Consider the following 20,398-nt stretch of genomic DNA (forward strand, 5'->3'; position numbering starts at 1 on the left):
CCATCGATGACGGACTGCCGCGCTTGTCAAATCAATGCCGCGACTTCGACGACACGGCGATCTGGTCGAGGATGTGCTTGGGCACGGCCGCGTAATGCTTGAACTCCATCGTGTACGTGGCGCGCCCCTGCGTGAGCGAACGTAACGTCGTCGAGTAGCCAAACATTTCCGCCAGCGGCACCAGCGCGCGGATGATCTTGCCGCCGCCGCCGGGAATCTCGTCCATGCCCTGCACCATGCCGCGCCGCGCCGTCAGGTCGCCCATGGCGTTGCCCATGAACTCTTCCGGCGTCTCTACCTCGACCTGCATCATCGGCTCCAGCAGCACCGGGTCGGCCCGCTTCATGCCATCCTTGAACGCCATCGAGCCGGCCATGCGGAAGGCGTTTTCGTTCGAGTCGACGTCGTGGTACGAACCGAAGGTCAACGTCACCTTGACGTCCACCACCGGATAGCCGGCCAGCACGCCGCTGCGCAAGGTTTCCTGCACGCCCTTGTCGACGGCGGGAATGTACTCGCGCGGCACCACGCCGCCCTTGATGGCGTCGACGAACTCGTAGCCCTTGCCCGGCTCCATCGGCTCCAGGGTCAGCACCACGTGGCCATATTGCCCCCGTCCGCCGGACTGCTTGACGAACTTGCCTTCGACATCGCTGGCGGCCTTCTGGATGGTCTCGCGGTAAGCCACCTGCGGCTTGCCCACCGTTGCCTCGACGCTGAACTCGCGCCGCATTCGGTCGACCAGAATCTCCAGGTGCAGCTCGCCCATGCCGGACATGATGGTCTGGCCCGATTCCTCGTCCGTGTGCACGCGGAAGGACGGATCCTCCTGCGCCAGCCGGTTGAGCGCGATGCCCATCTTTTCCTGATCGGCCTTGGTCTTTGGTTCGACCGCCTGCGAGATCACCGGTTCCGGGAAAATCATCTTTTCCAGCACGATCACATGGTCGGGCGAACTCAGCGTGTCGCCGGTCGTCACGCCTTTCAAGCCGACGGCGGCGGCGATGTCGCCCGCGTACACTTCCTTGATCTCTTTGCGCTCGTTGGCGTGCATCTGCAGGATGCGGCCCAGGCGCTCCTTCTGGCTCTTGGTCGGGTTGTAGACCGTGTCGCCGGAATTGACCACGCCCGAATACACGCGGAAGAACGTCAGCTGGCCGACAAACGGATCGGTCATGATCTTGAAGGCCAGCGCCGAGAACGGATCGGTGTCGCTCGGATGCCGCTCGATCGGATTGTCGTCCTCGTCGGTGCCGGCGATCGCCGGCACGTCCAGCGGCGACGGCAGGTATTCGACGACCGCGTCCAGCATCGCTTGCACGCCGCGATTCTTGAACGCGCTACCGGCGAGCATCGGCACGATCTCGTTGCGGATGGTGCGCAGGCGCAGCCCGGTCTTGATCTCTTCCTCGGTCAGCACCCCGCCGTCCAGGTACTTCTCCAGCAGCTCGGGCGTGCCTTCGGCGGCGGCTTCGACCATCTTGTCGTGCCACTCCTGGGCCAGCGCCTGCAAGTCGGCGGGAATGTCCTCGTACGTGAACTTGACGCCCAGGCTCTCGTCGTCCCAGTTGATGGCGCGCATTTTCACCAGATCGACGACGCCATGGAAGTTATCCTCGGCGCCGAGCGGAATCTGGATCGGCACGGCCACGCCCTTGAGGCGGTTGGCGACCTGCTCGCGCACGCGGAAGAAGTCCGCGCCGACGCGGTCCATCTTGTTGACGAAGGCGATGCGCGGCACTTTGTACTTGTTGGCCTGGCGCCATACGGTTTCCGATTGCGGCTGCACGCCGCCGACCGCGTCATACACCATGACGGCGCCGTCGAGCACGCGCATCGAGCGCTCGACTTCAATCGTGAAGTCGACGTGGCCCGGCGTGTCGATGATGTTGATGCGGTGCTCGGCGAAATTGCCGGCCATGCCTTTCCAGAAGGCGGTGGTGGCGGCCGAGGTGATGGTGATCCCGCGTTCCTGCTCCTGCTCCATCCAGTCCATCGTCGCGGCGCCATTGTGCACCTCGCCGATCTTGTGATTGACGCCGGTATAAAACAGGATGCGCTCCGTCGTGGTGGTCTTGCCAGCGTCGATGTGCGCGCTGATACCAATGTTGCGGTAACGCTCGATGGGGGTCTTGCGGGTCATCACAAATCTCCTTGAACACGATGTGTCTTTAAGCCTTGGTAGTCTCAAGTGCGGCGATAGTTGCCGAAATCAAGTCCTTAAAATTTTCCTAATGTGCGACATACCTAGCGGCAAGTAATGTAGTCTCTGTACTAAACTGCAAGCTTACATCTCACCTGGAATAAATGCATGATCTTCCGACGTAAAACCACCCTCTTCCTCTCCTTAGGCATGGGGCCGGCTCTCGCTTTAGCCCAGGCCGCGCCGCCCCCGAGCGCCGATCTCGAATTGCGCGTCGAACGTTGCTCGGTGCTGGGTGACGCCAGCGCCCGCCTGGCCTGTTACGACGGCCTGGCGCGCACCACGCCGACCAAGCAGGCAGCCGGCGGCGCGGCCGTCGGCGTGCCCGATCCGGGCAACGACCTGCTGGCCGGCAAGGCGACGGCGCCGGCCAGCACGCAGCCCGCCGAGCCTCCTGCCGCACCGGCCGACGCGGCGATCCCCGCCAAGGTCGCCGAGCTGACCACCATCCCACCGCAGGACAAGGTCTCGCGCATGGTCCAATGGTGGGAACTGGACCGCTCGGCCAAGCGCGGCGTGTTCAACTTCCGCCCGCACCGCGACAACTATTTGTTATTGGCGAATTACAGCACCAGTAACAACGATACGCCGTTCCAGGAATTTTCGCCCGACGGACTCAAGTCCAAGCACGTCGAGTTGATGTACCAGCTTAGCTTCAAGATGAAAATGATCGAGCAAGCCTTCGGCTGGCCGGTCGATCTGTGGTTCGGCTACACGCAGGAGAGCTTCTGGCAGGCGTATAACCGCTCGGAATCGAGCCCGTTCCGCGAAACCAACTACCAGCCCGAGCTGATGCTGACCACGCCGCTGGCGCTGAACCTGGGCGGCGTCGACGTGCGCTTCCTGACCATGGGCCTGGTGCACCAGTCGAACGGCCAGACCTCGACCCTGTCGCGCAGCTGGAACCGCGTGTACGCGCAGGTCGGCGCCGAAAAAGGCAATTTCGCCGTCAATTTCCGCCTGTGGCACCGGCTGGACAATGCCCGCTCGGACAACGACAACATCGACATCACCGACTACCTCGGCCATGGCGATTTGAACGCTTCCTATCGTTTCGACGGCCATGAATTGTCGGTCACCGCGCGGCGCAATTTCCACACCAACCACGGCGGTCTGCAGGCCGGCTGGGCGTTCCCGGTGTCGGCCAACCTGAAGGGCTACGTGCAGGTCTTCACCGGTTACGGCCAAAGTTTGATCGACTATAACTACGCGCAAAAATCCATCGGCGGCGGCTTCAAGGTCGATTTCTAAAGGTATTTCACCTCCAGGCCCTATCAGCGGCCTGGCGAGCCGCGCAGGATGCGCGCCGGTAGCAGCACCACGGCGCGCAGCAATTCGAACACCCCCTCCACGCCTATCCCGATCAGCCTGAACGGCAATGTCAGCAGCCAGAACACCGGATACAGCAGCAGCGCCAGCAACGCCAGCGGCCAGCAAAGAAACAGCAGAACCAGCCACAGCACAAAACTCAGCATGAGACGCCCTCCGATCCAGTGATGCAATTGTCAATGCTGTCACTGTAGAACGGGGTGGCGAGGCGGGCAATTCCCTTGCGACCAACTGCGTTTAAACGCGATCAATCGCCGGAATTCGGGGATAAACGGTCGACAAAAGGGAGAGAAAACGGCGATCTACTGGCCCAGGCAGATGATCTTGGTCACGTACTCGTGGGCGTTGGGTTTCTTCTTGCCGGCCCAGGCGATCGCCTCGTTGGCCTGCTCGATCGTGAGGATCGAGGCTTTTTCCTTGGACTTGATGAAGGATACGCCCTCGAAGGCGCCTTCTTTGCTGCGCATGACTTTGGCAAACACGGGAGGTTTGCTCTCGCCGTCGGCGATCTTGTTTTGCTGGATGAGGTAGCGCTGGTCGTTCTGTTCCATATTTCTGAATCTCTTTCGGTAAAAGACGAAATATACGCTGCAGAACGACCTTCGTGTAGCCTTTTTAAGCGTAGGCCGGGATCGCCGCGGCCGGCTGAGTGACGGCATCGTGCAGGATATCGGCGCGTATCGCCGCCTGCAGCGACGGGATCGAGCCGCCCGCGCGGTACTGGAAGCTCACCTGCAGCACGTCGCCCTGTTTAGCGTTGACAGGCGTCGCCAGCGGCAACGTCATGTAATGGTTCAGCCAGTCGATGGTGGTCGAGCGCTCGGCCACCACGGCCAGCACGTTTTTGGTCACGAAGCGCAAGGCGCTGATCTCGCCCGCTTTTTCGATGACGAACTTGCCCTGCCATGCATAGGCCAGCTCGTTGGGCTGGTTGAAGTCGATGATGCTGTAGACGGCCGGCTGCGCCGCCTCCACCGTGCCAGGATAAACCACATTGGTCTCCTGAAACTGGACGATCGGGGCATAAAAGCCCTCGAAGTCATATTCCTGCTGCACCGGCTGCACGGCCATGATCACCGCTTCCGGCAGGAACACCGGCAGCGGGCCGCCGAAGCGCTCCAGGTAGCGGCGCTTGAACGATTCGATCACCTCGACCTGCTTTTCGCGCAGCATGGCGACGTGGATCATTTCGCAAATGACGACATCGACCGGCTCCGGCGGCAGATACTCGAACGCATCCGCATGCACGACTTCGACCTTCTCGCCGTTGGGATTGAGCGCGAGCATCTTGCGCGCCTCTTTCACCATGTCCGGATTAAACTCGACGCAATAGACTTTCTCAGCCTTGGCCGCCGCGAACCAGGACAGCACGCCGGTGCCGCCGCCCAGTTCGAGCACCTTGGCGCCGGGCTTGACCGCGTAATCGATGGCCGACTTGAAACCGTGCATACGGTTCTGGTCCATCAACATATTGTGATGGTAGTGGACTGGAATGAATTGCCCCAGATAGCAGCTTTCGATTTCGCGTTCGTTCAGCATGGTTGTCCTTGGTTGTTGCGCATTGTGCTTTGGTGCAATACGGTGAACCCATTATCGTTAGAATTGTTCGCTTGCAAAGTGGCGAGCTAAATAGGAAACCCCTGCCAGTTCTGGTTTTCCGCGAAAAAAGTTATCATAACTCGTATTCAATTTAATTATAGCGACACTCAACGGGAAAGTTAGCCATGTCCATTCAAGGACGCAACAACGTTCATTGCCACGGCGACGGACGCTACACACTGATGCTGGTACACGGTTATGGCTGCGACCAGACGATGTGGCGATTTTTGTATCCCGCCTTTGCCGAGCGCTATCAAGTGATCCTGGTCGACCTGGTCGGCAGCGGCGGCTCGGACCTGTCTGCCTACGACCGCGACAAATACTGCACCTTGCACGGCCACGCCGCCGACATGCTAGAGATAATCGATGAATTCGCGGTCGGACCGGTGGTCTTTGTCGGTCACTCGGTGAGTGCCATGATCGGCATGCTGGCGACCATCGAGGCCCCGGAAAAATTTGCCGCCCAGGTCATGATCGGGCCCTCGCCGAGCTTCATCAACGACGACGACTACGTGGGCGGTTACAACCGCGAGGAGATCGGCGACTTGCTGAAAATGATGGACGACAATTACCTGGAGTGGACCAGGACGATGGCGCCGGCCATCATGGGCGCGCCGGCGCAACCGGCGCTGGCCAGGGAACTACTGGGGCGTCTGCAATCGAACAACCGCGAGATCGCCAAGCACTTCGGACGGGTGACCTTCACCGCCGACCACCGCGCCGACGTTGAGAAGTCGACCGTGCCCGCGCTGATCCTGCAATGCAGCGACGACCTGATCGCCCCGCGCGAGGTGGGTGAATATCTGCACAAACACCTGGCGCACAGTACGCTCAGGGCGATCGACAATATCGGCCACTGTCCACATTTGAGCGCGCCGTCGGCCAGCGGGGAAGTCATCACCCGCTACCTTGACCGCGTATTACAACACAGGCCATCTGGCGCCTAGGGCAACCACCCTCAAACGCTGGGTCTACGACCCTCGGCTCTTTCCCTGATACAGCGAAACGCTAGCGTTTGCCCTTGGCCGCCAAAAAGGCGTCGATGGTCTTGGCGATCCAAGGCTTGTCCGCCTTGGTGGCAAACTCGGAGGCGGTAAGCTTGAAGCCGCGATCTCTCAGCGTGGCGTCCGCGCCCTGCTTTAACAGTAATTCCACCACCTCTTCCTTGCCTTCGCGCGCGGCCATCATCAGCGGTGTCATGCCGGATGGCGATTCGGCGTCGATGTAAGCATGTTGCTCCAGCAGGATATTGGTGATCTCGACGCTGCCTGCGGTGGCCGCGTAATGCAGTGCCGTCCAGCCCTTTTGATTGACGTGCGCGCCGCGCTTGATCATATCCAGCACCACGGCCTTGTTCTGGCGGAACGCCGCCATCATCAACGCGGTGTTGCCGTTGGGCGCCTTCGCTTCCAGGTCGATGCCTGGCTGATCCATAAGCAAGGTGGCGACCTTGATCGCTTCGTGGCGCATCGCCAGAATCAGCCCGGTCTCGCCGCTGGGGTCGCGCACGTTGGGGTTGAGACCACGCGCCAACACCTTCTTCACGCCGGCCACGTAGTCCACCTGAACGGCGCGGAAAAAATCGACCTCGTCGTCGGACTGTTGGTCGGCGAAGGCCGGCGACACCAACGCGAAGGCGGCCAGGGCAAGCAAAAGACGGCGCCGGGAAAGCGATAGAATCGACATTAAGTCCTCACGCTACCACGTTGAATAGTTTGAAGAAGTTGGCGGACGTCTGCTCCGCCACCTGCTCGACCGGGATGCCTTTCAGCTTGGCGATATATTCGCCCACGTGGGCGACAAAACCGGGCTCGTTCATCTTGCCACGGTGCGGCATCGGCGCCAGATACGGCGAATCGGTCTCGATCAGGATACGCTCCAGCGGCAGCTCCAGCGCGACGGCCTGCAAGTCCTTGGCACTTTTGAAGGTGACGATGCCCGAGAACGAAATGTAGAAGCCCATGTCGATCGCCGCTCGCGCCACTTCCAGCGATTCGGTGAAGCAGTGCATAACGCCGGCAACGCCGCCCGCCTCGGTGCCTGCGCCCTCTTCGCGCATGATGCGGATAGTGTCCTCGCTGGCCGCTCGGGTGTGAATAATCAATGGCTTACGCGTGACTCTTGAAGCTTTGATGTGAGTGCGAAAGCGCTCGCGCTGCCATTCCAGGTCGCCCTGCAGACGGAAATAATCCAGGCCCGCCTCGCCGATGGCGATGATCTTCGGGTGGTCGGACAGCTCGACCAGCTGTTCGACACTGGGCTCGGGCGTATCCTCGTAATCGGGGTGCACGCCGACCGACGCGTAGATATGCGGGTATTCCTTGGCCAGCGCCAACACTTGGGGGAAATCCGGCAAGTCGACCGACACGCACAGCGCGTGGGTCACCTTGTTGTCGGCCATCTTGGCCAGGATCTCGGGCATGCGAGCGGCCAGCTCGGGGAAATTGATATGGCAATGGGAGTCGATAAACATGCCGATATTGTACCCCGGACGGGGCCAGCCCACTGCGTCAGGGACGCGCAACGCCGCTGAAAACGAAACTTACAAGGTATGCGTGGCGCGCGACGACCGCAAGGCGGCGCCGAGGATTTCCTCGATCCGCAGCCGGGCGCGCTGTCCGCTTTCGTCGTCGGGAAAATGCACGCCGATGCCCTGCGCCTTGTTGTTGTGCGCGCCAGGCGGCGTGATCCAGGCCACCTTGCCGGCGATCGGATACTTGTTGGGGTCGTCCATCAGGGCAAGGATCAAGTAGATCTCGTCGCCCAGCTTGTACGGCTTGGAGGTCGGCACGAACATGCCGCCGTTCTTGAGGAATGGCATGTAGGCGGCATACAGCGCCGCCTTTTCCTTGATTGCCAGCGACAACACCGTCGGCCGCGCAATGGGCGCGGTGTTCGGGTCGACGGGGCCGGCAGCGGACATGGATTACCTTTCAGGCAACGCAGGAGGTATAGTCAAGCAACATATCCTCCAAAAACAGCTTGGGCGATAGCGGATGGTCAGACGTCGCGCGGCGCTCGTTGGCGCCCTTGATCGCCGCCAGCAGCTTGCTGACATGGACCTTGTCCGCCAGCCCCGCCAGCTCTTTCTGGTAGCGCGGATAGTAACGGATGTTACCTGCCAGTTTGTAGGAAAACAAATCATAAAGCCAGCGTTGCAGCCAAGACACCTGCGCGCTCAGCGGGACTTTTTGAAGTTTATCGGCCACTTTCAATGCGCCTTCCACGCTCGGCCTTGCCAGCAGTTGCAGCAGCGTTTCCAGATCGTCGCGGTTACCCGTCTCGGCCTGCGCCATCGCCGCTAGCGGCGCGCCGCCCTGCTCGCGCAGCCAGCTGTCGGCGTCGGCCACGCCTTGGGCCTTGAGCCAGGCCAACGCCTCGGCGTGGCTCGGCATTGGCAGCGCGAACTTGCGGCAACGCGACAGGATCGTCGGCAGCAGGCGGTCGAGGCTGTTTGAGGCGAGCAGGAACACCGTGCCCGGAGGCGGCTCTTCCAGCGTCTTCAGCAAGGCGTTCGAGGCCGGCATATTGAGCGCCTCGGCCGGATACAGCACCACCACCCGCAGCCCCTGGCGGTGGGTCGAGATATTCATGAAATCGGCCAGATTGCGGATTTGCTCGATCTTGATTTCCTTGGACGGCGCCTTGGTCGACTTGGCGGACTTCTTGGTGTCGGCCTCGCCTTCCTCGCCACCTTCGGCGGACGGTTCATCCTCCAGCGCCTCCGGCCGCACGCGGCGGTAGTCCGGATGATTTTGCTGGGCGAACCAGCCGCACGAGGCGCACTGGCCACAGGCATGGCCGTCGGGCAGCACCGCTTCGCACAGCAGGCCTTGGGCGAAGCTCTCGATGAAGTCGGACTTGCCGATGCCGGCGGCGCCGTGGAACAGAATGGCGTGCGGCATACGTTCGCGCAGCTGTTGCAGCTGGGTCCACGACGATTCTTGCCACGGGTAGATGGTATTACTCATTAGTCTTTAGATACAGATACTTAGGTGTTACGTTTAAAGTAGATCATCAAGTATTGCGCCGATCTGCAACTGAATCTCGGCGATCGATTGCGTCGAATCGATGACACGGAAGCGCTCCGGGAACTCGGTCGCGCGACGCAGATACTCGTTGCGCGTGGCGGCAAAGAAATCGGCCTTCTCCTGCTCGAACTTGTCGAGCGACCGGGTGGCGTCGAGCCGGGCGCGCGCCACCTCCAGCGGCACGTCGAACAGCAACGTCAGGTCCGGTTGCAGATGCGGATGCACCCATTGCTCCAGCGCCTCCAGCTTGGCCAGATCCATGCCGCGCCCGCCGCCCTGGTAGGCAAAGCTGGCGTCGGTGAAACGGTCGGAAATCACCCAGGCGCCCTCGGCCAGCGCCGGCGCGATGACCTGCGCGATATGCTCGCGGCGGCTGGCGAACATCAGCAACGCCTCGGTTTCCAGATGCATTTTTTCATGCAGCACCAGCTCGCGCAACGTTTCGCCCAGCGGCGTGCCACCCGGCTCGCGCGAGCTGACCAGCGGAATGCCGCGCGACTTGATGTACTCCCCGACGAACGCGATGTGGGTCGACTTGCCGGCCCCGTCTATGCCCTCGAAGGTGATGAATTTGCCGCTGTGCTGCGTGGCGCTGTGTTGAGTCATGTGGTTCTTAACGTTGATACTGATTCACTGCCCGGTTGTGGTCGGTCAGATTATCGGAAAATTTGCTGGTGCCGTTGCCGCGGGCGACGAAGTACAGCGCCTGGGACTTGGCCGGCGCCAGCGCGGCCGCCAGCGACTGCACGCCCGGCAAGGCGATCGGCGTCGGCGGCAGGCCGTTGCGCGTATAGGTATTGTACGGGGTGTCCGTCTCCAGATCCTTTTTACGGATGTTGCCCTCGAACTTGGCGCCCATGCCGTAGATGACGGTCGGATCGGTCTGCAGCATCATGCCGATCCGCAGCCGGTTGACGAACACGGCGGCGATCATGTTGCGCTCGGACTTTTGCCCGGTCTCCTTCTCGACGATGGACGCCATCGTCAGCGCCTCGTACGGGTTCTTGTAGGGCAGCGCCGGATCGCGCTTTTCCCACGCCGAGGCCAGGCGGTTGAGCATCATCGTGTGGGCCTGGCGGTAGATCTGCAAGTCGCTGGCGCCCTTGGCGAATAAATACGTGTCCGGGAAGAACAATCCCTCGGGCTGCTTGTATTCGGAGGCGATGGCGTTCATCACTTCCTGATCGCTCAGCGCGGAGGTGTCGTGCTTGAGGCCGCGATGGGCGGCGATCGCCGCGCGCATCTGGCGGAAGGTCCAGCCTTCGATGATGGTCAGCTGCTCCTGCGCGAACTCGCCGCGCACCAGCTGGTCGATCAGCTTGAGCGGCGTGGTGCCGGGCTTGAGCTCGTAGGAACCGGCCTTCAGGCGGCCGCTTTTGTTGGTCACGCGCGCCAGCAGGTTGAACAGCAAGGGCCCCATCGGAATGCCGGCGTCGGAGATCTGCTCGCCGGCCGCGTGGGCGCCGCTGCCCGGAATGATGGTGAACGGTATCGGTTCGACGTCGCCGACGATGATCGGCGCCTGCGACCAGTACATGAAGTAGCCGCCGCCGGCGATTGCCAGGAGAACGCAAAGTGTAATTATTTTTTTGATAAATGCCATTGTTCGAGCCGGATTGTAGAGTCAACTGAAAACGGGTACAGCTTGCCACTTCTCGGACCAGACCGCCAGCACCGCGTTTTGCACGGCATCCGACGCGATCTTCGGGACATCACTATAATGAGCCCGTAATGATAATGCTTTAATCGTCAAACTATTGGAAATTATGTCTTCTTGGAATGAACTTTTAGCACAGCCGGCCGCCCCGCTGACGCCCACCGCTCTGGCGGTCGGCTTTGTCGCGCCCATCACGGACCAGGGCTTGATCGCGCTGGACGGGGAAGAAGCGGCCAGTTTCCTGCACAACCAACTCACCAATGACGTCGAGCATCTCGGCCTCGGCGAAGCGCGTCTGGCGGGTTACTGCTCGCCGAAGGGCCGTTTATTGGCCTCGTTCCTGATGTGGCGCAACGATACGACTATCTTCCTGCAATTATCGCGCGACATTCAGGTCGCTGTGCAGAAACGGCTGTCGATGTTCGTTTTGCGCGCCAAAGCCAAACTCAGCGACGCCACCGGCGCGCCCGCCAACGAGGTCGTCCTCGGCCTGGGCGGCGGCCTGGCCGAAGCCGTGCTGCAAACGTGGTTCGACACGCTGCCCGCCAAACCGTTCGCCAAAGTCGATCATCCGCTGGGCACACTGATCCGCGTGGCCGACGCCTTTGGCGCCGCGCGCTACCAGTGGCTGCTGTCGGCCGAGGTCGCGCAAACGGTCGCGGCGGAACTGGCCGGGCGCCTGACCGTCGGTGGCAACCAGGCCTGGCACCTGTCGGAAATCCACGCCGGCATCCCGCAGATCGCCAAAGCCACACAGGAGCAGTTCGTCCCGCAGATGGTCAATCTGGAGCTGCTGGGCGGCGTCAACTTTAAAAAAGGTTGCTACCCGGGGCAGGAAATTGTCGCCCGCAGCCAGTACCTCGGCAAGCTCAAGCGCCGTACCACGCTGGTCAGCATCCCCGATCCAAGCGCCGCCGCCGGCGCCGAAGTGTTCGCCACGGCCGACCCCGAGCAGCCATGCGGCATGATCGTCAACGCCGCGGCCAACGGCAGTGGTGGCGTCGATGCGCTGGTGGAAATGAAGCTGGCCGCGATCGAAGCGGCCTCGGTCCGCCTCGGCTCGGCGCAGGGCCCGGCCCTGGCCTTCCTCGACATGCCGTACGTGCTGGACCCGCTCGACCTCTAGCATGGATCTCTATATTTATTACCAGGTCAAGGACGCCGACGCGGCTTCCTTGCAGGGGGCGGTCGTCTCGATGCAGGCAGAACTGTCGCGTCGGCACGGCGTCGCCTGCCAGCTCAAGCGCCGGCCCGAAGCGAGGGACGGCTTGCAGACGTGGATGGAAGTTTACGCCGCCACGCCGGCCGGCTTCGCGGACACATTGCTGAACGCGGTCGAACAAGCCGGCTTGTCCGCGTGGACCAGCGGCGCGCGCCACACCGAAGTTTTTACGGATTTAGTCCCATGTGTTTGATTGTATTTGCCTGGCGGGTCATTCCGGCGGTCCCGCTGGTGGCTGCGGCCAACCGCGATGAGTTTTATCAGCGCGCCACCGCGCCGGCGGCCCCGTGGCCGGAGCATCCGCAAATTTACGCCGGCCGCGACCTGCAGGCCGGTGGCAGCTGGATGGGCATCACGCAGCCGACCGAATGCGGCGGCGCGGCCCGCTTCGCCGCCATCACCAATATCCGCGCGCCGTCCGAGCACCGCGACGACGCGCCCTCGCGCGGACGCCTGGTGGCCGATTTCCTGGCCGGCTGCATGACGCCGCAGGAATATGTCGACGCCATCCGCGAAGGCGCCGGCGCCTACAACGGCTTTAACCTGGTGCTGGGCGACCGCGACACCCTGATCTGGTTCTCCAACCGGGGCGACGACGACCCGCGCAACGGCAAGCCGCTCGAGCCAGGCGTCTATGGGCTCTCGAACGCGCTGCTCGACGCGCCGTGGCCGAAGGTGGTCAAGACCAAAGCGCAATTCGCCAGTTTGCTGTGCCTGGGCGCACCGGACGATGCGTTTTTCGAAATGCTGGCCGACACCGCGCCGGCGCCGGACCAGCGCCTGCCGGAAACAGGCGTACCCCTGGACCTCGAGCGCATGCTGTCGGCGGTACGCATCGAGAGCCCCAGCTATGGCACGCGCACCTCGACCGTCGTCAAGCTATACGCCGACGATCAAGCCACCTTGCACGAAATGTTGATTCAGTAGTTCAGGTTGTACATTCCCCAGGCTGTGCTAGAGTTAGCAGAAACCTAAGGACAGGGGAACTCCATGAAACGTGTTACCGGCATCGGCGGCATCTTCTTCCACGCAAAGGACCCGGCTGCACTGCGCGACTGGTACCGGCGGCACCTGGGCATCGACGTCCAAGCCTGGGGCGGCGCCTCGTTCAACTGGGCAGACGGCGCGGACGCGCCGGCCAACGGCTCCACCATCTGGTCGATCGGCGCGGCCGGCGACAACAACTTCGCTCCGAGCGCCTCGTCCTTCATGATCAACTACCGGGTCGATGACCTGGCCGCGCTGCTCCAGGCGCTGCGCGACGAAGGTTGCCATGTACTGGAAAACACCGATGACTCGGAATATGGCAAATTCGGCTGGGTTGTCGACCCGGAGGGCAACAAAGTCGAACTCTGGCAACCCCCGGCCGGACAATAACGAATTATTTGATATTGGGCGCCAGCTTCTGCACCAAAGACAGTTGCGCGACCTTGTCATGTTGCGCCAACGCGCTCAACGCGTCGGGCGGCAGGCAGGCGAACAGCACCCTGCGCCCGGTATCCGCGTCCGCGCAGCCCAGCTGCTGAAAAGCGCCCACCTCGTCGTCCGTCAGGGGCGACCGCAGCCGCACCGAGACGTCGACATTGCCCTGTGGTGGCCGCACCAGCGCCAGGCTGAGGGCGGCGTCGAACTTGTTACCGTTCATGATCTACACCTTGACCAGGCCATAGCCCCACTTTATATCATGGGCGCCGGCAGCCGCATCGGGCACGGCCGAATTCTTTTTCAGCCACGCCTTCGCTTGCGCCGGCGTCGCCTTCGGGTTTGATTCCAGGAACAGCGCCAGCAAACCCGTCACCACAGGCGAGGCCATGCTGGTGCCCGCCATCACGCGGTAGCCCTGGGCGATCACATCGTTTTTCTCGACGCTCGACGCCGACGACAGGCACGACGCGATCATGGCGCCGGGCGCTGTCACGTCCGGCTTCAGGGCGCCGCCGCGCAGCGGACCCGGGCTGCTGAATTCGGAGACCGTGTCCGGCGCCAGACCCACCGATTGCGGCGCGCCGGAGATGTCGACCCACTGGTTGCGCGAAGTATAGGACGCGACCGTGACGACTTCCTGGCCGGAACCCGGCGAGCCGATCAGCGTATCGAATACCGGCGCGACCAGCTCGGCCGAGCCATAGCGTTCCTGATCACTGAGCAACCAGACATCGACGTCGGTCGCCGCGCCGGACTTGCGCCGCACCTCCACCTTCCAAGCGCCGCCCTGCACCGCGCCCTGCCCGGACACCTCCACCAGAAATTGCCGATCGCCGCCCGGCGCGGGGGAGTCGGGCGTGGAAACCACTACCTGATCGGTGCCCAGCATGGTGGTCTTTGCGGCCGGATCGGTATCGAGCAAACCCTGCCACGGAGTCGCCGCACCGGTCGAGCTGATGACCCGGACCTCGCATTTGGTTTTTCCCGAGTACCAGCCGTTGATCAGGAACCACGGCGCCGACTGCGCGGACCGCTTGGGCTGCACTTTGATCTCGAAGCGCACGGCCTGCGCGGACTTGACGGTCTGCCGCGCGTGGATCGCATCGCCGCCCTCGTTGCCGGCCGCCGCCACCACCAGCCGGCCCGGGCCGCATTCATCGCTGATGCCGACGCTGGTGTCGTCCTCGCCGTCGTGGCCGTCGAAGTGCCCGCCCAAACTGAGGTTGACGACACACGGACGCCCAAGCTTCCTGGCCTCGTCGAAGATCCAGCGCACGCCTTCGACGATGGCGCTGTTCTGGAAATTGGTCTTGACGATGATCAGCTCGGCGCCGCCGGCGATGCCGCTGTACGGCGCGATCGCCCCGCTGGCGATGCCCACCACATGGGTTCCGTGACCATGCATATCGGCGCTGGCATCCATCGTGGCGCCGGTCAGCACGCGGCCGAGCTTGCTATAGCCGGTGCCCGGCCCCTCACCGGCGATTTCCTGGTCCCATATCTTCAACACACGGCCGGCAAACGCCGGATGCTTGACATCGATGCCGGTATCGACCACGCCGACGATCACGTCCTTGCCGGAGACGTTGTTCTCGGTACTATATTGCGGGGCGCCGACCAGCGGTCCGGCGATGTCCATCAGCGGGCGCAGCCGCCTTGGCGCCGACACGCGTATCACCTTCTCATCCAGCGCAAACTCCATCAACTTGGACGCCGGCACCAACGCCGTCATCACCTCGCCAGAGCCTTTCGACAGCTTGATGCCGGCAATCGATTTGACCTGCGGATCGCTGCAACGCACCAGCACATGGTAGACCGGCGACAGGTTCGGCACACCTTTTGTGACCGGCAGCAACGTCCGCGCGCCCGCGACCTGGCCGGCGTCGCTGGATGCCAGTAACACGGCCAGACCAGCCGACATCTTGGTTTTGCCGCCGACCGCGGCCTTCGATTTGCTCGCCATGTTTCGCCCTGTCTTCAATATGTTAAAGATAGGACATACTGTACAACATAGCCGGATTAAGCATCGATCGCGTGCCGGTTCATCAGGTCGTACAGTGTGGGCCGGCTGACCCCCAGCAATTCGGCGGTGCGCAGGATATTGTTCTCGCAACGCACCAGCGCGCGCACGATGGCTTCACGCTCGGCGCGGTCGCGCACCTGGCGCAGGTTGAAGTCGTCGGCCGCCTCGCCGGGCGCCTCCAGCCCCAGATCCTCGGCGACGATCTGCGGCCCGTCGGCCATGATAACGGCGCGCTTGATGCAGTTTTCCATCTCGCGCACATTGCCCGGCCATTGCCAGGCCTCGACCGCCGCCAGCGCCTGCTGGCTGAACTCGATGCGGCTGCGGCCCTCCTGCGCACAAAACAGGTTGCGGAAATGATAAGCCAACAAAGTGGCGTCACCGCTACGCTCGCGCAGCGGCGGAATCGGAATCACGATCTCGGACAAGCGGTAATATAAATCCTCGCGGAAGCGGCCCTGCGCGATCAGCTGCTTCAGATCCTGGTGTGTCGCGCACACCACCCGCACATCGACGGCGATCTCCTCGTGCCCGCCGACCCGCTCGATGACGCGCTGCTGCAGGAAGCGCAGCAGTTTGGCCTGCAAAGCCATCGGCAGATCGCCGATTTCGTCGAGGAAGAAAGTGCCGCCCTGCGCCATCTCGACCTTGCCCTTGGTCTGCTTGGCGGCGCCGGTAAAGGCGCCCTTCTCGTAGCCGAACAACTCGCTCTCGAGCAGGTGTTCCGGTATTGCCGCGCAGTTGATGGCCATGAAACGCTGGTTGGCGCGCGGGCTCAGTTGATGCAGGCCGCGCGCCAGCACTTCCTTGCCGGTGCCGCTTTCGCCCAGCAGCATCACGGTGGCCGACGTTGGCGCCACTTTCTCGATATTGCGGCAGACCTTTTGCATTCCCGGCGCGCGGCTGATGACGGTACTGAGCGCCGAGGTGGTTTGCACCTCGCGCATGCGCACGTTTTCCTGCTGCAGGCCGTGCAGATAAAAAGCGCGCTGCAACACCAGGCCGAGCACGCCCGGATCGACCGGCTTCTGGTGGAAATCGTAGGCGCCGGCGGCGATCGCGCTCAGCGCGTGGGCGTGATCCTGGTTGCCTGTCAGGACGATGACCTTGGTGTCCGGCGCCAGCGCCAGGATCTCACGCAACGTTGCCAGTCCTTCCGTGGCGCCGTCCGGATCGGGCGGCAGGCCGAGGTCCATCGTCACCACGGCCGGCTCGTGCCGTCGCAGCTGCGCCAGCGCGCTGGACCGGTTGTCCGCCAGCGCGATGTCGTAGTGATCGAGGCTCCAGCGCAGCTGCTTTTGCAGCCCGACGTCGTCCTCGATGATCAATAATTTGGCTTTGTTGGCCATGTACTACCTCTCTGGCGTTCAGGCCGCTTGGATTACGGGAATATCGGCCGCGCGCCAGCCGGGCAGCACCACGCGGAAGGTGGTGCCGCGCCGCAGTTCGCTGTGCACCTCCAGCCGGCCGCCCAGTTCGGCGACATATTCGCGGCTCTCGAAGGCGCCGATGCCCATGCCCGCCGCCTTGGTCGACTCGAATGGCTTGAACAGGCGTTCGCGGACGAACTCGGGCGTCATGCCCTGCCCGGTGTCGCTGATCTCGATAAGCACGTCGTCACCTTCGCGGCGCAGACGCAGCGCCACCTGGCCGTCGTGCGGCGTGGCCTCGACGGCGTTTTGCAGCAGATGGCCGAGCACCCGTTCCAGGCGCCCGTGCGCCGCCATCACGCAAAGGTCTGGCTCGTCACAGCGCAACACCGGCTTGGGCAAGGCGCTGCCGCGCAAGGCCACCATTTGCGCGAGCAGCGGAGCCAGCTCTATCGGGCTCGCCGCTTCCGGCGCGTCGCTGCGTTGCAGTTTTTGCAGCATCAGCTTCATTTTCTGCACGCCGTGTTCGACCGTGTCGAGCATGTCCTGCTGAAATTCCGGATTGTCCAGATGCAGTTTGGCGTTGGGGATCATCAGCGACAGTTGCGCTACCAGGTTTTTCAGGTCGTGCACGATGAAGGTCGACATGCGGTGGAACGACTCGAACTGGCGTGCGGTCATTAACGCGGTGGTGGTTTCCTGCAGCGCCAGATAGCTGGCGACCTGGCTGGCGGCCACTTTCAGCAAGTCGATCACCTCCCAGTTCAGGCGCAACGCGCTGCGCGGCTGCTGAAGCAGCAACACGCCGAACAAACGGTCCTGCAACATCAACGGCACCACCAGCCGGGCGCGCGGCAAGCCGGCCAGCCACGCCGGCACCGATGCCCGCTGCAACGGCTCGCCCAGATCGATCACCCACTGGTTGCGCTCGACCGACTGGCAGAAGGCGGCATCCTCGTCTTGCGCACCGCCGCCCGCCGCTGCCGCCGGCACGGTCATCTGGCGGTGCGCGGACAAGGCGAAACGCTCGCCGTCGCGCCAGATCCACAGCGCGCCGCCGGGACTTTCCACCAGCTGCGCCACCGCTTCGATGGCGCGTTCGGCCGGCCCCGGGGTCTGCTGCGACAGCTTGCGCGTAAAGCCCAGCCATTCCTCGCGGTAGTCGTAGTCGTAGCGGTAGAAATGCTTGCTGATAAAAACCTTGAGGCGCGAGCGGAAGGTGCCGGAAAACAGCACGCCGGCCAGCAGCAGCATGGCGCCGAACAGGAAGCCGACCTGTATCAAACCGCCCCAGTTGCCGCCGACATAACGCAAATAATAGCCAACGCCGCCCATCGCCAGCACGTAGGCGGCCGATCCCAGCAGCGCGGCGGAATGGAACATCGCCTGGCGCGACAGCAGCATGCCGCTCGGCCACGAGGCGCTGCGGGCCACCGCCACCGCGATCAGCGGCACCGTCAGCGCGTTGACCACGCCGCGCGCGGCCCAGATGTCGGCGCTGACGCGGCGCACCAGCATCGCATCGCAGTACAGGTAAAAATCGTAGGCGAAGATGCCGCCGATGCCCAGGCAGGCGTACTTGACGGCCCACTGGCTTTGCGCGTCCTTCTGGCGATACAGCTGTTCGACCAGCACCATGCCGGCCACCGCCATGACGGTACGGGTAGCCAGCAGCGTCGCCAGCGCCAGCCCTTCCGCCTCTGCCAGCCGCCATCCCGGCAGCAGCGCCAGCAGCAGTGCGGCGCCATAGCCGACGCAATAAGCGACCCAGCGCCAACGGGCGTCGGCACGCGGGTAGCCAAGCAGGCGCAGCATGAAAAAACTGCAGGCGGCGTCGCGCGCCACTTCCATGACATCGATCCAGCGCCCGGCAAGCGACAGCCCGGCCGCGTCGGCGGCGATCAGCGCGGCCCAGGCGCTGCAGCACAGGCACGCCAACAGCAGCGCGCCGGCGTGGCGGCGCAGGCTCCAGCCGCCCAACAACAATCCCGCCAGCGCCAGGAACGCGAGCGCCGCCAATCCGTAACTGAGGCTGTCTATGCGACCGTGCATCACGCCCCCATCAGGCACCTAGCGGCCGCCGCCGAACAGCACCACTTTCAGGGTGTCGATCAGCACCAGAACATCCAGGAACAGGCTGTTGTTTTTCACGTAGTACAGGTCGTACTGCAGCTTTTGGATCGCGTCCGCCACCGAGGCGCCATAGCCGTAGCGTACCTGGGCCCAGCCGGTGATGCCGGGCTTGATGCTGTGGCGCAGCTGGTAAAAGCGCAGCTGCGCGTTGAGCTGGTCGACAAAGTAAGGCCGCTCCGGACGCGGGCCGACAAAACTCATTTCGCCTTTGAAGACGTTGAGCAGCTGCGGCAACTCGTCGATGCGGCATTTGCGGATGATATTGCCGATGCGCGTCACGCGCGGATCGCGCACCATCGCCCATTGCGGCTCGCCGGCCTGCTCGGCGTTGATGCCCATGCTGCGGAACTTGAGGATGAAGAAGCGGCGCCCGTTCTTGCCCACCCGTTCCTGCTGATAGAACACCGGACCGCCGTCCTCGAGACGGATGGCGAGCGCCGCCAGCAGCATCACCGGCAGCGCCAGCGCCAGGATGACGGCGCTGACCACCAGGTCGAACACCCGCTTCATGACGATGCGCACCGGACTTTGGTCGAAGCCGCCGCCAAACACCAGCCAGCTCGGTTGCAGCGAGTCGACCCGGATCTGGCCGCTCTCGCGTTCGAAGAACGTGGTGGCGTCGATCACCTTGACACCGTGCAGCTTGCACTCGAGCAGATCCTTGATCGGCAAGGCGCCGCCGCGCCGCTCCTGCACCGTGACGACGATCTCGCGCGCCTTGTAGCGGCGCGCCAGGTCGACCAGCGAGTCGCCCAATTCCATGCCGAGCAAGGCGCCGGTGTTGACGCAGCAGGCCTCGTTCGGCGTGGCGACGTAACCGGCGATCTGGTATTTCTGGTAGCTGCCCGTATTGGCCGCCAGCTCGCCGCATTCCTTGGCGACCGCGCCGTGGCCCAGGAAGATCAGGCGCGAGGTCAGCATCTTGGACTGCGAGCCGCTGACGAACATGGCCCGCACCAGCATCACGCCGGCCAGCGCGATGCCCAGCACCAGCAGCAGCACCCCACGCCCGACGTACAGGCCGGGCGCCAGATAGAACACCACCGCCAGGATGCCGACCGCCATCGCGAACGCCGGCAGCAGCTGCAGGAACAGGCGCGGACGGAAGCCCTGCGCCAGGTCCTGGTGATACAAGCCGAAGGTGCTCATGCTGAACACGATCGCCAGCGCGAACGTCAAGGCGGAGGCCATCAGATTATGCAGCGGCGGCGCGCCGGCGCCGACCGGCAGCAGCAGGATCGCGGCCCCTGCGTGGAAGGCCGCGATTAACATCATTATCTCGATCAACAGCAGACTCGCCGCCACCTTCGACACGTAGTGATTTGAAATTTTCAGCATACCGTATCCCCACCAACATGGACTGCACGATGAGAGCTATCAGCGCCTTGCCTCCGGCGCTGCGGCCC

General features: G+C 63.1%; 21 protein-coding genes. 6 read left to right on the top strand and 15 right to left on the bottom strand.

Annotation, left to right across the window (positions count from 1 at the left end):
- Nucleotides 1-31 precede the first annotated feature (31 nt).
- Nucleotides 32-2,143, bottom strand: coding sequence for an elongation factor G (fusA, locus tag ACZ0BA_RS08630; RefSeq protein WP_463450876.1), 2,112 nt, complete (start codon nucleotides 2,141-2,143; stop codon nucleotides 32-34).
- 210 nt (nucleotides 2,144-2,353) lie between these two features.
- Between fusA and ACZ0BA_RS08635 the strand changes: the two genes are divergently transcribed.
- Nucleotides 2,354-3,454 carry a phospholipase A gene (locus ACZ0BA_RS08635; protein ID WP_463454729.1) on the top strand — a complete coding sequence of 367 codons (1,101 nt, stop codon included), beginning with the start codon at nucleotides 2,354-2,356 and terminating at the stop codon, nucleotides 3,452-3,454.
- A 23-nt stretch (nucleotides 3,455-3,477) separates the two neighbouring features.
- Here the strand turns inward: ACZ0BA_RS08635 and ACZ0BA_RS08640 are convergent, their stop codons facing one another.
- The 3 genes from ACZ0BA_RS08640 to ACZ0BA_RS08650 all read right to left on the bottom strand — a co-directional run bounded on the left by ACZ0BA_RS08640 (nucleotide 3,478) and on the right by ACZ0BA_RS08650 (nucleotide 5,071).
- Complete coding sequence (locus ACZ0BA_RS08640; protein WP_090318760.1) at nucleotides 3,478-3,678, bottom strand: hypothetical protein; 201 nt, start codon at nucleotides 3,676-3,678, stop codon at nucleotides 3,478-3,480.
- Nucleotides 3,679-3,834: 156 nt separating this feature from the next.
- Complete coding sequence (locus tag ACZ0BA_RS08645; RefSeq protein WP_463450877.1) at nucleotides 3,835-4,083, bottom strand: hypothetical protein; 249 nt, start codon at nucleotides 4,081-4,083, stop codon at nucleotides 3,835-3,837.
- 64 nt (nucleotides 4,084-4,147) lie between these two features.
- Entirely contained in the window at nucleotides 4,148-5,071 is a 924-nt protein-coding gene (locus tag ACZ0BA_RS08650) for a methyltransferase domain-containing protein (RefSeq protein ID WP_463450878.1), read from the bottom strand.
- A 185-nt stretch (nucleotides 5,072-5,256) separates the two neighbouring features.
- Between ACZ0BA_RS08650 and ACZ0BA_RS08655 the strand changes: the two genes are divergently transcribed.
- Nucleotides 5,257-6,078 carry an alpha/beta fold hydrolase gene (locus ACZ0BA_RS08655; protein ID WP_463450879.1) on the top strand — a complete coding sequence of 274 codons (822 nt, stop codon included), beginning with the start codon at nucleotides 5,257-5,259 and terminating at the stop codon, nucleotides 6,076-6,078.
- 61 nt (nucleotides 6,079-6,139) lie between these two features.
- Here ACZ0BA_RS08655 and ACZ0BA_RS08660 read toward each other — a convergent pair whose 3' ends face one another.
- The 6 genes from ACZ0BA_RS08660 to mltG all read right to left on the bottom strand — a co-directional run bounded on the left by ACZ0BA_RS08660 (nucleotide 6,140) and on the right by mltG (nucleotide 10,765).
- The gene (locus ACZ0BA_RS08660; protein WP_463450880.1) at nucleotides 6,140-6,817 is read right to left on the bottom strand and encodes an ankyrin repeat domain-containing protein; all 678 of its coding nucleotides are present in this window, start codon (nucleotides 6,815-6,817) and stop codon (nucleotides 6,140-6,142) included.
- Nucleotides 6,818-6,824: 7 nt separating this feature from the next.
- Nucleotides 6,825-7,604, bottom strand: a complete 780-nt coding sequence (locus ACZ0BA_RS08665) for a TatD family hydrolase (RefSeq protein WP_463450881.1) — start codon at nucleotides 7,602-7,604, stop codon at nucleotides 6,825-6,827.
- 69 nt (nucleotides 7,605-7,673) lie between these two features.
- On the bottom strand, nucleotides 7,674-8,054 hold the full coding sequence (locus tag ACZ0BA_RS08670; protein WP_463450882.1) for a PilZ domain-containing protein: 381 nt from the start codon (nucleotides 8,052-8,054) through the stop codon (nucleotides 7,674-7,676).
- 10 nt (nucleotides 8,055-8,064) lie between these two features.
- Nucleotides 8,065-9,102: a DNA polymerase III subunit delta' gene (locus tag ACZ0BA_RS08675; RefSeq protein ID WP_463450883.1), complete on the bottom strand. Its 1,038-nt coding sequence runs from the start codon at nucleotides 9,100-9,102 to the stop codon at nucleotides 8,065-8,067.
- Between the two features lie 33 nt (nucleotides 9,103-9,135).
- A complete protein-coding gene (gene tmk / locus ACZ0BA_RS08680; RefSeq protein ID WP_463450884.1) occupies nucleotides 9,136-9,768 on the bottom strand; it encodes a dTMP kinase in 633 nt (210 codons plus the stop codon).
- A gap of 7 nt (nucleotides 9,769-9,775) precedes the next feature.
- Entirely contained in the window at nucleotides 9,776-10,765 is a 990-nt protein-coding gene (gene mltG / locus ACZ0BA_RS08685; RefSeq protein ID WP_463450885.1) for an endolytic transglycosylase MltG, read from the bottom strand.
- A gap of 163 nt (nucleotides 10,766-10,928) precedes the next feature.
- Here mltG and ygfZ point away from each other — a divergent pair, with 163 nt between their 5' ends.
- From ygfZ to ACZ0BA_RS08705, 4 genes are all read left to right on the top strand, one after another.
- Nucleotides 10,929-11,945 (top strand): CAF17-like 4Fe-4S cluster assembly/insertion protein YgfZ, encoded by a 1,017-nt coding sequence (ygfZ, locus tag ACZ0BA_RS08690; protein ID WP_463450886.1) that lies wholly within the window; start codon nucleotides 10,929-10,931, stop codon nucleotides 11,943-11,945.
- A 1-nt stretch (nucleotide 11,946) separates the two neighbouring features.
- Entirely contained in the window at nucleotides 11,947-12,234 is a 288-nt protein-coding gene (locus tag ACZ0BA_RS08695) for a DUF4936 family protein (RefSeq protein WP_463450887.1), read from the top strand.
- A complete protein-coding gene (locus tag ACZ0BA_RS08700; RefSeq protein WP_463450888.1) occupies nucleotides 12,225-12,968 on the top strand; it encodes an NRDE family protein in 744 nt (247 codons plus the stop codon). The genes ACZ0BA_RS08695 and ACZ0BA_RS08700 overlap by 10 nt, the downstream gene beginning before the upstream one ends.
- Before the next feature lie 63 nt (nucleotides 12,969-13,031).
- Nucleotides 13,032-13,418, top strand: coding sequence for a VOC family protein (locus ACZ0BA_RS08705; RefSeq protein ID WP_463450889.1), 387 nt, complete (start codon nucleotides 13,032-13,034; stop codon nucleotides 13,416-13,418).
- A 4-nt stretch (nucleotides 13,419-13,422) separates the two neighbouring features.
- On the opposite strand, the gene ACZ0BA_RS08710 is transcribed toward ACZ0BA_RS08705, so the two are convergent.
- The 5 genes from ACZ0BA_RS08710 to ACZ0BA_RS08730 are packed head-to-tail and all read right to left on the bottom strand — an operon-like array spanning nucleotide 13,423 to nucleotide 20,330.
- On the bottom strand, nucleotides 13,423-13,686 hold the full coding sequence (locus ACZ0BA_RS08710) for a hypothetical protein (RefSeq protein ID WP_463450890.1): 264 nt from the start codon (nucleotides 13,684-13,686) through the stop codon (nucleotides 13,423-13,425).
- 3 nt (nucleotides 13,687-13,689) lie between these two features.
- Nucleotides 13,690-15,429 carry a S8 family serine peptidase gene (locus ACZ0BA_RS08715; RefSeq protein ID WP_463450891.1) on the bottom strand — a complete coding sequence of 580 codons (1,740 nt, stop codon included), beginning with the start codon at nucleotides 15,427-15,429 and terminating at the stop codon, nucleotides 13,690-13,692.
- 56 nt (nucleotides 15,430-15,485) lie between these two features.
- Entirely contained in the window at nucleotides 15,486-16,838 is a 1,353-nt protein-coding gene (gene prsR / locus ACZ0BA_RS08720; protein ID WP_463450892.1) for a PEP-CTERM-box response regulator transcription factor, read from the bottom strand.
- An 18-nt stretch (nucleotides 16,839-16,856) separates the two neighbouring features.
- The gene (gene prsK, locus ACZ0BA_RS08725; protein WP_463450893.1) at nucleotides 16,857-18,911 is read right to left on the bottom strand and encodes an XrtA/PEP-CTERM system histidine kinase PrsK; all 2,055 of its coding nucleotides are present in this window, start codon (nucleotides 18,909-18,911) and stop codon (nucleotides 16,857-16,859) included.
- A gap of 18 nt (nucleotides 18,912-18,929) precedes the next feature.
- Nucleotides 18,930-20,330 (bottom strand): TIGR03013 family XrtA/PEP-CTERM system glycosyltransferase, encoded by a 1,401-nt coding sequence (locus ACZ0BA_RS08730; protein ID WP_463450894.1) that lies wholly within the window; start codon nucleotides 20,328-20,330, stop codon nucleotides 18,930-18,932.
- Between the last annotated feature and the right edge of the window lie 68 nt (nucleotides 20,331-20,398).

Source organism: Duganella sp. AC917 (assembly GCF_979258245.1).

Coding starts and splice junctions, on each gene's coding strand:
- fusA (WP_463450876.1), bottom strand. CDS start 2,143: ATGACCCGCAAGACCCCCATCGAGCGTTACCGCAACATTGGTATCAGC.
- ACZ0BA_RS08635 (WP_463454729.1), top strand. CDS start 2,354: ATGGGGCCGGCTCTCGCTTTAGCCCAGGCCGCGCCGCCCCCGAGCGCC.
- ACZ0BA_RS08640 (WP_090318760.1), bottom strand. CDS start 3,678: ATGCTGAGTTTTGTGCTGTGGCTGGTTCTGCTGTTTCTTTGCTGGCCG.
- ACZ0BA_RS08645 (WP_463450877.1), bottom strand. CDS start 4,083: ATGGAACAGAACGACCAGCGCTACCTCATCCAGCAAAACAAGATCGCC.
- ACZ0BA_RS08650 (WP_463450878.1), bottom strand. CDS start 5,071: ATGCTGAACGAACGCGAAATCGAAAGCTGCTATCTGGGGCAATTCATT.
- ACZ0BA_RS08655 (WP_463450879.1), top strand. CDS start 5,257: ATGTCCATTCAAGGACGCAACAACGTTCATTGCCACGGCGACGGACGC.
- ACZ0BA_RS08660 (WP_463450880.1), bottom strand. CDS start 6,817: ATGTCGATTCTATCGCTTTCCCGGCGCCGTCTTTTGCTTGCCCTGGCC.
- ACZ0BA_RS08665 (WP_463450881.1), bottom strand. CDS start 7,604: ATGTTTATCGACTCCCATTGCCATATCAATTTCCCCGAGCTGGCCGCT.
- ACZ0BA_RS08670 (WP_463450882.1), bottom strand. CDS start 8,054: ATGTCCGCTGCCGGCCCCGTCGACCCGAACACCGCGCCCATTGCGCGG.
- ACZ0BA_RS08675 (WP_463450883.1), bottom strand. CDS start 9,102: ATGAGTAATACCATCTACCCGTGGCAAGAATCGTCGTGGACCCAGCTG.
- tmk (WP_463450884.1), bottom strand. CDS start 9,768: ATGACTCAACACAGCGCCACGCAGCACAGCGGCAAATTCATCACCTTC.
- mltG (WP_463450885.1), bottom strand. CDS start 10,765: ATGGCATTTATCAAAAAAATAATTACACTTTGCGTTCTCCTGGCAATC.
- ygfZ (WP_463450886.1), top strand. CDS start 10,929: ATGTCTTCTTGGAATGAACTTTTAGCACAGCCGGCCGCCCCGCTGACG.
- ACZ0BA_RS08695 (WP_463450887.1), top strand. CDS start 11,947: ATGGATCTCTATATTTATTACCAGGTCAAGGACGCCGACGCGGCTTCC.
- ACZ0BA_RS08700 (WP_463450888.1), top strand. CDS start 12,225: ATGTGTTTGATTGTATTTGCCTGGCGGGTCATTCCGGCGGTCCCGCTG.
- ACZ0BA_RS08705 (WP_463450889.1), top strand. CDS start 13,032: ATGAAACGTGTTACCGGCATCGGCGGCATCTTCTTCCACGCAAAGGAC.
- ACZ0BA_RS08710 (WP_463450890.1), bottom strand. CDS start 13,686: ATGAACGGTAACAAGTTCGACGCCGCCCTCAGCCTGGCGCTGGTGCGG.
- ACZ0BA_RS08715 (WP_463450891.1), bottom strand. CDS start 15,429: ATGGCGAGCAAATCGAAGGCCGCGGTCGGCGGCAAAACCAAGATGTCG.
- prsR (WP_463450892.1), bottom strand. CDS start 16,838: ATGGCCAACAAAGCCAAATTATTGATCATCGAGGACGACGTCGGGCTG.
- prsK (WP_463450893.1), bottom strand. CDS start 18,911: ATGCACGGTCGCATAGACAGCCTCAGTTACGGATTGGCGGCGCTCGCG.
- ACZ0BA_RS08730 (WP_463450894.1), bottom strand. CDS start 20,330: ATGCTGAAAATTTCAAATCACTACGTGTCGAAGGTGGCGGCGAGTCTG.